This window comes from Bifidobacterium pseudolongum subsp. globosum, from assembly GCF_004155535.1.
Taxonomy (GTDB): Bacteria; Actinomycetota; Actinomycetes; order Actinomycetales; family Bifidobacteriaceae; genus Bifidobacterium; species Bifidobacterium pseudolongum_C.
Genome location: NZ_RYUH01000011.1, coordinates 100,575 through 112,705, shown reverse-complemented (window position 1 = coordinate 112,705; position 12,131 = coordinate 100,575). Strand labels below are relative to the sequence as shown.

Below are 12,131 nucleotides of genomic sequence, written 5' to 3'. Positions count from 1 at the left end.
GGGAATCATTTCGGACACACGAAATGGCCAGGCGCCATAATGACCGGACACATCATGAACACCCCGACACGCCAATCGGCAGAAGGCTTCAGCTCAGATTAGAGACACATCTTTTGGCGTATAACCCCAACGTTTTGTGGGGTAATGAGCGCCAATCGAATCAGTGGCGTCAGGGCTCCTTGATGAGCCGGAAAACCACGAGTTAAGGGGGAACTTAGGGGGGAACTGGTTTAGGGCTCGTTGGTGACAGTGGACTGCATACCCAGTTCGTCGTTGTCGGACAGGATCGTCACCGGCCAGTCAAGGCACACGCGCATGACTTCCCTCGGTGGCTTCTAGAGCTTTGTCATCCTATAGTGCGTACTGCATGACTTTCGTCAGTATCACATAGATGTTTGTCATCCTATAGTGCGTGTCGCTCCCTGAATCGTATAGGCTCCGTCACTGTATGTTCTTCTCTGCGCCTGGTTTTGGCTGGGACTGAAACCGCGCAAGTCTGGTTCGTCGAAGATGGAGTCCGGCGAACCGGGACTGCGGGGAACGTGGCATGCCCGCTACGCGTTGATACGGTGGCGGTTCGCCAGCGCCAGCTCGCCCAGGTAACGGTAGATCGGGGCGATGTCGAACTTGCGGGGGAACTCGAGCTTCACCTCGCCGAACGATTCGCTGCCGGTCTTGCGCTGGTACACATCCTTGAGGTAGGTGATGTTGATTTCGCTGTCGTCCGCGATCGCGCCGGCGGTCTCCGCCTCCACATCGACGATCGAATCGAGATGGATCGTCTTGAACCTGGCCTTCGCGCCCGTGGCGCCCTGCTTGTCCACGAAGATGATGCGCAGGTTCGTGAACACCACCGCGTCACGCACCAGCTGGTACCCGTTCGTGATCTGCTCGCCGGTGAACAGGAACGGCCCATACTGCTGCATCAACTGCTCGTTGCTGACCTGCTGCAGATTGCCTGCCAAGGCATTGAACAAACCCATGATTTTCTCCTTCTTTCAACCGATACACATGGTTTGCGGCATCTATGCTGCCGTTCCGTTCAGACAGGGTGGCAGAGCGTTGGCTGCCGAACCCATGTGTACAGCGCGTCAGTGGAATGTCACCATGAAAAGATGTTACGCTAAGGGCATAACGCCTATGTGGCCGGCAATGGTGCACGCTGTAGGTGCTGGTTGCTCTATTCCTGCCGCTGTCGATGCTATTGCGGCCATGTGGCGAGAAAGGAGCGAACATCATGACGACTTCAACGATGAACAAGGCTGTGGCGTCCGCTTTGGCCGCGGTCATGCTGGTGATTGGCGCCGGATGTGGCATGCAACAGCAGTCCGCGCCTGCCGCAGTCAATTGGGAAGAGCAATACCCGGGGTACAAGACGGATTTCTATGAGGCGGTGAACAAGGCACAATTCGATGAGTGGGAGATTCCGGATTCTGATCCATCAATCGGCCATTTCATGACGCTCGAACTGGAAAACAACCAGCGGCTGCTCAAGATCATGAAGGATGCCGCACAATCCGCTGGTACGACCAATGACCGTGATACCGCGGTTGTCGGCGCCCTGTGGGCCACCGGCAGCGACATCGAGGCGCGCAACGCCGGAGGGTTCGGCAAAGCGCAGCGGTTCATTGATGCGATCGATGCGGCGCGGACCACGCGCGAGGCCATCAAAGCATCCATCGATTTCAACCGCATGTATGGCTATTATTCGTTCTTCGGTATGTGGTTGGCGCCGGACTCCGCGGACGGCAGCCGCAAGGTGCATTACTTGGCTCCCGCGGATCTGGGTCTCACCAAAGAGGAATGGCATTCCTCGATCGAAGAGACGAAGACCCGTGTAAAGCTGTATGAGGAACTGATGGCGCAACTGTGGGTCGAAAGCGGTGCAAGTGCCGAGGAGGCCGCGGCGAAGGTGTCTTCGGTGACCAAGGCCATGCGTGACCTTTCGGGTTCCGCGCTGGATCAGGCCGATGTGTATAACGCGGAGAAGACCTACAATGTGCATGCCATGGCCGATCTGGAGGCCGTCTATGGGGAGGCCGTGCCGATGGACCATGTCTACAAGGCCTACGGTGTAGGTCCCGAAGACACGGTGGTGATCGAGGATGAGGGACTATGGAAGGCGGCGGCGAAGTTCCTCAACGAAGCGGATCCGCAGCTCGTCAAGGACTATATCAAGACCTGTCTGTTCTCGGACCTCAGCACGATGAACACCTATGATGCCTTCCGCAAGGTTTCGGAAAACCACCGCAAGCGGCTGGGGTTGGAAGAGGAGAAGTCCTTCGAGCAGAATCTGGCTGGTCAGATCAACAACAGGGTGCCGTTCCAGTGTGGACGGTTGTATGCCAACGCATATTATGATCCCAAAGCGGAAGCGGACATCCAGTCGATGGTGGATGACTTCCTGACCGTCTACGCCAAACGCATCAACGGCCTTGAATGGATGAGTGCAAGCACCAAGAAAGAGGCCCTGGCGAAGCTTGACGCCATAACGGCGCAGATTGGTATACCGGACGTTTGGCCGCAGGACCAGTATGAGATCGAGGTGAAGATGCCCGAAGAAGGCGGCCTCTACATTGACAATGTATTGGCTGTGCAGCAGGCCGAGCGTGAGTACGAGTTCGCCACAAAAGACGAGCCGGTCGACAAAACGCTCTGGAGTGACGCCCCGCAGACCATCAACGCCTTCTATGATTTGTCCTGCAACAACATCACATTGCTGGCTGGCATACTGAATAGCCCGTTCTACAGTGGTGACGCGACCGAAGAGGAGAATCTGGGTGGCATTGGCATGATTATCGCCCATGAGATCACCCATGCGTTCGACAGCTCAGGGTCGCAGTACGACTCCAACGGCAATCTGCGCAATTGGTGGGCGCAGGACGACGCCAAGAAGTTCGAGGAACTGGGCCAAAGCGTCGTGGAGTATTATTCGGCGCAGAGCGTGCGCGGCATGCAGGTCGATGGACAGCTCACCCTCGGTGAGAACATCGCCGATTTGGGTGCCTTGGCCTGCGTGAGCGCCGTCGCCAAACAGCGCGGCCTCGACCTGCGGAAGGTCTATGCGGCGTATGCCAACCTGTGGGCGGAGGAGGTGCGTGACGAATATCTGGCCAACCTAGTCACCACGGACTCCCACGCACCGGGGAAGGTGCGCGTCAACGCGGCGCTTTCCGCAACCGATGACTTCTACGACGCCTTCGGCATCACCGAGCAGGACGCCATGTATGTGGCGCCTGAAGACCGACCGCACATCTGGTGAGCGTGGTCACACACCGAGTTCGTCGCTGTCGAACAGGATCGTCACCGGTCCGTCATTGGTCAGCGACACACGCATATGCGCGCCGAATCTGCCCGTGTATACAGGCAGTGCTTCGGCGCGCAACGCGTCGTTGAACCGCAGCCACTGTTCGCGTGCGCGCGCCGGCTCCATCGCGCCGGTAAAACTCGGGCGGTTGCCGTGCCGCACCTGCGCGTAGAGTGTGAACTGCGGAATGGACAGTACGGCGCCCCCGACGTCGCGGATCGAGCGGTTCATTTTGCCGTTGTCGTCCGCGAAGACGCGCAATTTGGCGATTTTTGAGGCGAGCCAGGCCAGATTCGGTTGCTCGTCGTGTTCGCCGAACCCGACGAGCAACACGAATCCGGGGCCAATGGACTGCGGTTCGAATGAGGGGTCGGGTTCGCCCGTCCGTTCATCCGCGACGTCCACACTGGCCTGGCTGACTTTCTGCAATACGATTCTCATGGCACCTATGGTAGGGCCAGAGTGGGTCACATGCCGGCTTCGGCGAGGTAATCGGGCATCTGGTCCGGATAGGTGGGCCATGCGCCGTTCTGCGTGCACACAAAGGCGGCGGTGTTCACGGCGGCGCGGTGGGCCAGGCCCAGCGAATCGCCGCACAGCAGACGGCCGGTGAACGTGCCGGAGAACGAGTCGCCGGCGCCCACGGTGTCGACGACCTCGACGTGCGGGGTGTTCAGCGTGGAGATCTCGCCGTCGTTCGACATGATCGTGGAGAACGTGGCGCCGCCCGTCAGGATCAGGTAACGCAGGTCGTACTGTTCGATGAACCAGCGGCACGCCTCGTCGTCCGAGGTGTTCTCGATGCCAAACATGCCGCGCAGGAGCAGCAGTTCTTCGTCGTTGATCTTGAACACGTTGGCGTAGCCGAGCATCTCTTCGATGAGTTCCTTCGAATACATGTCACCGCGCAGGTTGATGTCGAAGAAGCGCAGCGCCTCCGGCTTCGTGTGCTTGAGCAGCTCGATGATCGTCTCATGCGACTCGGGGGAGCGCAGCGCGAGCGTGCCGAAGCTCACGGCGTCGGCCTGCTGCACGATGTCGATGAGTTGGTGCGTGTACAGGATGTGGTCCCATGCCACGTTCGGCACGATCGTGTATTCCGGAATGCCGTTGCGCAGCGCGACTTCCACGGTGCCGGTGGGCCACGCATTGCGCTGCAGCACCGTGTGGATGCCGGCCTTTTCGGTGGCCATCGCGAGCTCATCACCGAGCTCGTCTTCGCCCACGGCACTGATCGAGTAGCTTTCGGCGCCGTTCATCATCGAATGGTAGGCGAAGTTGACGGGCGCACCGCCTGCGCGTTTTCCGGAGGGGAGCATGTCCCACAGGAGTTCTCCGAGCGAGACGACGATTGGCTTGGTCATGGTGGTCACCTTTCTTGGTTGTTGTGGTTGGTTGTTGCGTTGTGCACAGTCTGTGGGGTGAAGAACCGCGAGGGGTGGTCCAGGATGTACATGATCGCCACGGCGGCGGCGCCGGTCACCGCGGCGTCGGTCGGCAGCGTCGACAGTTCGATCGCGGTCGATTCCACGAGCTCAGGCAGCACCCGTTCCCGCACGACCTCGCGGACGCGGTCGAGCAGCGGTTCGCCCGCTTCGGCCACGATGTCGCCGATGACGATGCGCGAGGGGTTGAACGCGTTGCAGATCGTCACGCAGCCGTAGCCCACGTAGGTGCCGATGTGCCTGACGAGTTCCTGCGCGCGTGCGTCGCCGCGCTCGGCGAGTTCGAACAGTGCGATGCACGCTTCGTGGTGGGTGAGCGTGGGCGAATCGGGCACGATCGTGCCGTCTTCGTTGAGCAGGTCGTGGATCGCGACGGCCGAGCAGTACCGTTCCAGACAGCCGACATTGCCGCAGTCGCATGGTATGCCGTGCACGTCGATGCTCACATGGCCGATTTCGGTGGCCGTGCCGAGCGCGCCGTTGATCACGGCCCCATGGTCGATCACGCCGAGGCCGATGCCTTCGCCGAGCAGGTAGTAGGCGAGGTTCTCGTTGTGTGGTTGTGGGTCGAAGAGATACTGGGCCAAGGCGCCGGCGCGCGCGTCCTGCTCGATGATCACCGGGATGCCAAACGCGTGCTCGAACTCGGCTTTGAAATTGACTTCGCGCCATTGCCGCATCGACGAGACGACCGCCGTGTGGCCGACGCTGCGCAAGTACGGTCCGGGCACGGCCATGCCGATCGCCACGATGTTCGTGAGCTGCCGCATGATCGAGCGGATGTGCCCCCTCACGGCGTCGACCGCCTCGGCAGGGGTGAGGTAGTCGGTCGCTTGGTCCACCCATACGGCTTGTGCGCTGCCGGCCAGATCGAACAGGCCGATCTGGATGAGGCTGCGCGCGAATTTGACGCCGAGCACGCGGTATTGCCCGGTGTTGACCGCCAGTCCGATCGACCGGCGGTTGCCTTTGCCTTCGAGCGTCCCCGTTTCGACGATCGCGCCGCTGGAGAGCAAATGGTTGCTGATCTTGCTCAATGCGGCGGGGGTGAGGTGCAACGCCTGCGCGATCTGCGCGCGTGAGGCGATGCCATGGTGGTACAGGTATTGCAGTGTGCGCGAACGGTTGTATTCCGAAAGGTTCTGCTGGTCGCCTGCGGACTGCGTGGTCATGGCACCTCCTTCGGTGTCTCTGTGCACATCTCTGTGTTAACGATGTTTATATATTAACTCCGTTAATCAATAATGCAACACGACACGCCGAGATGTGAGGGGCCGAAAGGAGGGACCTGTCTAATGTGATACGCCATTCTTGGCGTCGTAGGGCAGTGTATCCGCGGGATTGGTGCGTTGGATGTAGTCGGCCATGCCGGGGATCGTGAATGCCACCTTGCCTCGTTCAGGAGCGTAGATCAGTCCAAGTTCGATAAGGTTCTTACGCACGCTGGTGAGATCGTGAGCTTTACGGTGCAGCGCATCGGCGATGGCGGCGGTGTCGCATGTGTCGGTGTTCAACGATGCCATCGCGTGCATGTATTGTCGTCCAAGCTGCGTGGAACGTTGCCAACGAGAGTCATACAGGCCATTGTCGAGTATGCGCAAGGCCTGCGGTTCGCCGGCGAGCACCGCGTCCAAAGGAATGGGATTCGAAGTCGTCTCGTTGAATGCCGCTTCTCCATAAGCTTGGAGATAGTAAGGATAGCCCTGCGCATCCAGTACAAGCCGATTGAGTGCTTCTTCGGTGAACCGTTGACCGGATTGCTCGACGGTCTCCTGAAGGCATCGTGCGACCGTCGCGTCGGAAAGACCGCCGATTTCGTGGTATTCGAACAGGCGCTCTGCATATGAGCGGGATGCGGTGAGCACGCCGGGCAGGTTCGGTAGACCAGTGCCGATAATGTAGAACGGGAGCATATCCTGACCAAGCCGGTGCTGCAGGCCGATAAGCGTGCCCATGAGACGCGTGTCCATTTCCTGAAATTCATCGAGGAACAGGAACAGGCCTGAATGCTCCTCCGCGAGTATTTCGGAAAGGTCCTCTACGGCGATTTCCAATTCCAGTGCGCTGTCTGTAGGTGTAGGGGCGTGCAGAGTAATCTCTGCGCCGGCAAGGGGAGTCTGAATATTGAGCGATTGCACGCGTTCGACAACATCTTTCGCACGTTGTTGGAAGTGTGCGCGACGGTAGCGCCGTATGGAACGCTCCATATCTTTTGTCAGTGCTGCCACATCATGGTCATATGAACCTGAGGGTTCCAGTCGGAAAGTCATGAGGCCGGCCTGTTTGGCCATCTGCATCATGCGGTGGAGCAATACGGTTTTGCCCACACCGCGCAGTCCGCTGAAAATCAAGCCGCGATTCGTATAGCCTGCTGCGGTGCGTAGGATGATGGTGCGCATCGCATCGAGTTCCTGCGTACGGCCCACCAGCTCCTTCGGTGGACGGCCGGCCCCCGGGGAAAAGGGGTTGAGTGCTCCGGTCACTGCCAGTTCGTCATCCATTGGTTCCCTTTCGCGGTGACTGTACGTGTTAATAGAACATTATAGATGTATATAGTTTGGAATAGTGCTTAATAGTGACGTGTAGTGGTTGACGCGTTCGATGGAACAGCCATTGAGTCCAACTGACGGCAGTGCACATATGAAAGGTGGTTTGCGCGGACTGGGCGCGCAAACCACCTTTCATGTTGCTGACCTCTGCATGCAGGGGTCTTCGATCACTCCGAAAGATGCTCGGTGGAGGCGGAGCGGTACCATTCCGGCTTGTCGCCGTCGGTGCCGGGCTTGTCGAGGCCGATCGAGGCGCGCACTTCCTCGTCCGGGTTGAGCAGCAGTTTCACCACTTCGCTCGCCACGGACTTGCGCGAAACCTCGGTGCCGCGGAAGAGTTCGCCCTTCTCGGTGATTTCGAAGTCCACCTCGTCCTTATCGGTGAGCCAAGCCGGGCGGATGATCGTGTAGTCGAGGTCGCTCGCCTCGATCACATCGACCGCCTTGCGGTAATTCACCAGATAGTCGCCCAGGATGTTCGCGTTCCATGCGCCGAACTCACCGGGCACCTCGTTGTAGATGCCCAGCGACGAAATCCAGACCAAGCGCTTGATGCCGGCCTTGTCCATCATGTCCACCACGGCCTTGGCCATCGGGATGATGTCGGCGCTGCTGTCTTGCGTGGCCGCCAGATTGGCGTACACCTCGTCGGCGCCTTCGATCGCCGCAAGCACGTCGTCCGGATTCTTCGCATCGCCCTTGACGATGGTCACGTTCGCGTTGTTGCGGATGTCCTCGCTCAATTCGTTGTCATGGTGCACAAACAGTGTGAGCTTGATGTCGTTGTGTTCGAGCAGCATGCCTTCGGCGATGCGCGCGATGCGGCCGTTCGCTCCAAGAATCGTAATAGCAGTCATATTCACCTCTGATCATTCACGCACATGGGCGTGTGCGGTGTCTCCGCTGATCTGAGGCTCATCTTAAGCGCGCGAACCTGTGCGTTGATAGAACTAGCTCTTGGTAAAACGTGGGAATACAGTTGTGCGCGCATCGTCTATTGCCGATGCGCGCACAACCGTCATGTGTTCACAGGTGCTCGATGACCCCGTCGAACGCGAACTGCGCCCGTGCATCGCCCTGAGCGCGGTGCTTCAGGAACTGCTGCACGTAGCCGATGCGCTCGCGCGAGCTTTCCGCGAGTGGCTCGGGCAGCGCGTCGAGCGAGAACCAGCCGACCGATGTGCTTTCGTCGTCGCCGATGACCGGCTCGCTGTTGCCGTTCGGCGCGACCTCGCACAGGAACAGGTGGTCCATGTACCACGTCTGGTCGCCATTGAGGTAGGTCTTGATCTCATGGTCGGATTTGACGTTCACGAGGTCGGTGACGATGACGTCGACGCCCGTCTCCTCCTTGGCCTCGCGCGCCACGGTGTCCGCGGGCTCCTCACCGGGCTCGTTGATGCCGGTCACGAGCGTCCACTTACCGTTGTCGGCGCGCTGTTCGAGCAGAATCAGCCCGTCGTCGCGGCGCACGTAGCCGGTCACGCCGATGAGCCACAACGGCATATGGTCGATGCGCTCGCGCAGTTCGAGAATGAATTCCGGTGTGCTCATCGTGCGATCCTTTCACCTTCGGCCGCCATCTGCGCCATCCATGCCTCCACGTCGTCGATCTGCTTCGGGATGCCGGCGGAGATCCATTCAGGGCCATCCTCGGTCATCAACACATCGTCTTCGATGCGGATGCCGATGCCGCGGTACTCCGGCGGGACCATCAGGTCGTCCTCGCGGAAGTAGAGCCCCGGTTCGATCGTGAACACCATGCCCGGCGTGATCTTCGCGCCTTGGTACGACTCGTACCGCGCCTGCGCGCAGTCGTGCACGTCGAGTCCCAGATGGTGCGCGACGCCGCACGCGAGCCAACGGCGGTGCTGCTGGCCTTCGGGTGAGAGGCTCTCCTCGACGTCGACCGGCAGGATGCCCCAGTCGTGCAGGCGCTCGGCGATCACACGCATGCACGCATGGTGGATGTCGGAGTAGGTCGCGCCCGGCTTGGCCGCTTCGAACCCGGCCTGCTGCGAGTCGAGCACCGCCTGGTAGAGCTTCTTCTGGAAGTCGGTGAACTTGCCGTTCGTCGGGAACGTGCGCGTGATGTCGGCGGTGTACAGCGAATCGACCTCCACGCCGGCGTCGATGAGCAGGAGCTCACCCGCGTTCACCGTGCCGGTATTGCGGATCCAGTGCAGGATCGGTGCATGTGCGCCGGACGCGATGATTGTATCGTAGCCGACCTCATTGCCTTCCTCGCGCGAGATCGCGTTGAACGCGCCTTCGAGGATGCGTTCGGAACGCGGCTTGCCCAGCGCGCTTGGCAGTTTGCGCAAGATGTTGTCGAAGCCGTGCTTCGTCGCGTCGACGGCGCGGCGGATTTCGCGCACCTCGAAACCGTCTTTCTCCATGCGCGCTTCGGACGCGAATTCGTGCAGTTTGTCGTCGTGCACGGTGTTGTTCGCCTCATCCGGGAATCCGTGCTCGGCGCGCAGTTCCTGCACCAGCGCAGTGATCTGGGGATCGGTCGCGCTGATCACGCGCAACTGCACGGCGCCGGGTTCGGTGCCCACGTTCTTGCCGAGCATGTCGGCGAGCTGGGCGATGTCGTGCGTCTCGATGCCAGTCATCGCCTCGAGCTCCTTCAATCCCGCGCGCGGGCCCACCCAGTATTCGCCGTAGTGCGGGTCCTTGAAGAAGTCCTGCGTGTAGTGGTCGGCGCGCGGGGCGACGAACAGCATCGGCGTGTGCGTGCCGTCCGCGTTCGGGTCAAGCACGAGCACGGCGCCCGCCTCATAGTCCTGGCCGAGTCCGGTGTAATACGAGAACGCGGAATCCGGGCGGAACGCATAGTCGCAGTCATTGTTGCGCACCTTCGGCTGGCCGGCGGGGATCACGAGCCGCTCGCCCGGGAACGCCTCGCTCAGCGCCTGCAGGCGTGCGGGGGTGAATTCCGCGGATTCCAGACGCTCGATCGCGGGTTCGTTGTCGTCCCAGCCGCTGCTCATGAAGTCCACGAATGCGTCGGAACGCGGGCGCAGCGAGCGGTTGTTCACGCGGTCGCCCATCGGCTGCTCGTCCCCGGGGGCTGCCGCCTCTTCGCGGGCCTCGTATTCCTTGTCCTGTTCGGTGATCACGTCGCTCATGCCTGCCCTTTCTTCATCTGCCTGTGGAATGCGGTGACTGTCGCCCAACATCGTAGTCGCCACAGCGAACGTGTTCGCGGAGCGTGTGGAAGTACGCAAATCTGCGGTTCCGAATATCTTTATTGGATCCATGCTGGCTGATGATAAAATAAAGGCTGGTATGCGTGAAAGGAGAAGGCATGGAGCATCTCACACCACACAAGATTGCGACCATTGCGGTTCCCATCGCACAGGAATTTGGAATCAAGGAGCTGTATCTGTTCGGTTCGATGGCTCAGGGCACGCAAACCGAACAGTCCGACGTCGATTTCATCTACAATCTGCCATATGCTCCAGAGCAGTATCGGACGGTCATCGATTTTCGAAAAAGACTGAGTGAGTCTCTGGGTAGGCCTGTGGATCTGGTCCGCAAAGAATATCTCGATGAGCCCAAAAAAGACAGGGATTCGGAGCGTATCCGACGAGCGTTCATGCATAATCTGCAACAGCATCCCGTTTATAAGATCCTATGAAGAGGCGATGGCAGAGCATGAGTCGGGGTGAAAAAGACGCCGTGCATTTGGCGGCCATGCTGAGATATCTGAATCTCGCATCTTCGTTCATAGGAGAGATGACCTTCGATGAATTCTCCGATGAATCGCATGTGCAAACCCAGTTCGCAGTCGCGATGGCCATTGCTCAAGTCGGGGAACACGTGAAAGGACTCTCTCGGGAATTCAGGTCAGATGAGAGCTCTGTTGATTGGCGTGAGATTGCAGGTACGCGAGATTGGCTAGTGCATAAATATGACGAGGTGGACCTACGTATTCTGTACGGTTCGGTTGTAAATGACACCCCCGCATTGGTTGAGTTGATCGAGTCTCTCCTTGAAGAAGACTCTGTGGATTTTGGGCCTGTCGCCAAGTTGGATGACATAACGACTCCTTTGCCGTCGGAGGAAAACTAGGCCCTATCAACGCAGAGAGAGCATTGGAAGGCTTAAGCGCGTCACCGGTGCTCCGAAGGATAGGATTGAAACATGGATATCTATGACAGCTGCCCGGAACTGTGCGACGACGCTTACCGCATCCGACTGATCGAACCCAGGGACGCCGAGGACCTGCTCGCCGTGTATGGCGACAGGCTCGCGCTCCCGTTCTTCAACAGCGACAATTGCCACGGCGCGAATTTCTACTGCCGCACATTGCACGACGTGCAGGAGAGCATCAAGTATTGGCTCATCGAATACCATGAGAACCGCGCGTTCGTCCGTTTCGCAGTGGAATCCGTGGAAACCGGCGACGTGATCGGCACGCTGGAAATGTTCAGGCGAGAAGCTGACGATTACTACGACGACTGCGGTATCCTGCGCATCGACCTGGGCGCGAAGTGCGAACGGGCCGATGTCATCGAAGACATCCTCAATCTCGTCTCGGTGCCGTTCATGATATGGTTCGACTGCTCGAAGATCGCGACGAAGGCGCCACTTTACGCGGTCGAACGCCGCGCGGCACTCGCGGATGCGGGATACGTCGCGAAACGCCAGTCGCTCATCGGGCACGACGGCACGCACTACTACGATTATTGGCAGATGCTGCGCGGCTGAAGGGATGGCGGCGCAACAATGTGAACAGTACCGTGTGTCGGGTTGCGTCGTGCGTGCGCGAGAGAAATAATGGAAGAAGATATTCGTAGGGGGTATCTGCAAACGTCAACA

Annotated in this window: 12 protein-coding genes; 4 read left to right on the top strand and 8 right to left on the bottom strand. The window is 59.5% G+C overall.

What is annotated here, in order from left to right; translation table 11 throughout:
- Nucleotides 1-554: 554 nt before the first annotated feature.
- Nucleotides 555-983, bottom strand: coding sequence for a PH domain-containing protein (locus PG2093B_RS06435; protein WP_129897790.1), 429 nt, complete (start codon nucleotides 981-983; stop codon nucleotides 555-557).
- Nucleotides 984-1,237: 254 nt separating this feature from the next.
- Between PG2093B_RS06435 and PG2093B_RS06430 the strand changes: the two genes are divergently transcribed.
- Nucleotides 1,238-3,262 carry a M13 family metallopeptidase gene (locus PG2093B_RS06430; RefSeq protein ID WP_165369729.1) on the top strand — a complete coding sequence of 675 codons (2,025 nt, stop codon included), beginning with the start codon at nucleotides 1,238-1,240 and terminating at the stop codon, nucleotides 3,260-3,262.
- 6 nt (nucleotides 3,263-3,268) lie between these two features.
- On the opposite strand, the gene dtd is transcribed toward PG2093B_RS06430, so the two are convergent.
- The 7 genes from dtd to PG2093B_RS06395 form a co-directional block, all read right to left on the bottom strand.
- Complete coding sequence (gene dtd / locus PG2093B_RS06425) at nucleotides 3,269-3,748, bottom strand: D-aminoacyl-tRNA deacylase (RefSeq protein ID WP_129897788.1); 480 nt, start codon at nucleotides 3,746-3,748, stop codon at nucleotides 3,269-3,271.
- 26 nt (nucleotides 3,749-3,774) lie between these two features.
- Complete coding sequence (locus tag PG2093B_RS06420; RefSeq protein WP_022858004.1) at nucleotides 3,775-4,671, bottom strand: carbohydrate kinase family protein; 897 nt, start codon at nucleotides 4,669-4,671, stop codon at nucleotides 3,775-3,777.
- 5 nt (nucleotides 4,672-4,676) lie between these two features.
- Nucleotides 4,677-5,924, bottom strand: coding sequence for an ROK family protein (locus PG2093B_RS06415; protein WP_129897787.1), 1,248 nt, complete (start codon nucleotides 5,922-5,924; stop codon nucleotides 4,677-4,679).
- A 120-nt stretch (nucleotides 5,925-6,044) separates the two neighbouring features.
- Complete coding sequence (locus PG2093B_RS06410) at nucleotides 6,045-7,253, bottom strand: ATP-binding protein (RefSeq protein WP_129897786.1); 1,209 nt, start codon at nucleotides 7,251-7,253, stop codon at nucleotides 6,045-6,047.
- Nucleotides 7,254-7,468: 215 nt separating this feature from the next.
- Nucleotides 7,469-8,158, bottom strand: coding sequence for an NAD(P)H-binding protein (locus tag PG2093B_RS06405; RefSeq protein WP_129897785.1), 690 nt, complete (start codon nucleotides 8,156-8,158; stop codon nucleotides 7,469-7,471).
- 169 nt (nucleotides 8,159-8,327) lie between these two features.
- Entirely contained in the window at nucleotides 8,328-8,855 is a 528-nt protein-coding gene (locus PG2093B_RS06400) for an NUDIX hydrolase (RefSeq protein ID WP_129897784.1), read from the bottom strand.
- Nucleotides 8,852-10,435, bottom strand: coding sequence for an aminopeptidase P family protein (locus tag PG2093B_RS06395; RefSeq protein ID WP_129897783.1), 1,584 nt, complete (start codon nucleotides 10,433-10,435; stop codon nucleotides 8,852-8,854). Before PG2093B_RS06395 ends, PG2093B_RS06400 begins: the two co-directional genes overlap by 4 nt.
- 179 nt (nucleotides 10,436-10,614) lie before the next feature.
- On the opposite strand from PG2093B_RS06395, the gene PG2093B_RS06390 reads away from it, so the two are divergent.
- The 3 genes from PG2093B_RS06390 (at nucleotide 10,615) to PG2093B_RS06380 (ending at nucleotide 12,020) form a co-directional block, all read left to right on the top strand.
- Entirely contained in the window at nucleotides 10,615-10,947 is a 333-nt protein-coding gene (locus tag PG2093B_RS06390) for a nucleotidyltransferase family protein (protein WP_129897782.1), read from the top strand.
- A 17-nt stretch (nucleotides 10,948-10,964) separates the two neighbouring features.
- A complete protein-coding gene (locus tag PG2093B_RS06385) occupies nucleotides 10,965-11,381 on the top strand; it encodes a HepT-like ribonuclease domain-containing protein (protein WP_165369728.1) in 417 nt (138 codons plus the stop codon).
- Nucleotides 11,382-11,453: 72 nt separating this feature from the next.
- Nucleotides 11,454-12,020 carry a GNAT family N-acetyltransferase gene (locus PG2093B_RS06380; protein WP_129897780.1) on the top strand — a complete coding sequence of 189 codons (567 nt, stop codon included), beginning with the start codon at nucleotides 11,454-11,456 and terminating at the stop codon, nucleotides 12,018-12,020.
- Nucleotides 12,021-12,131: the final 111 nt, after the last annotated feature.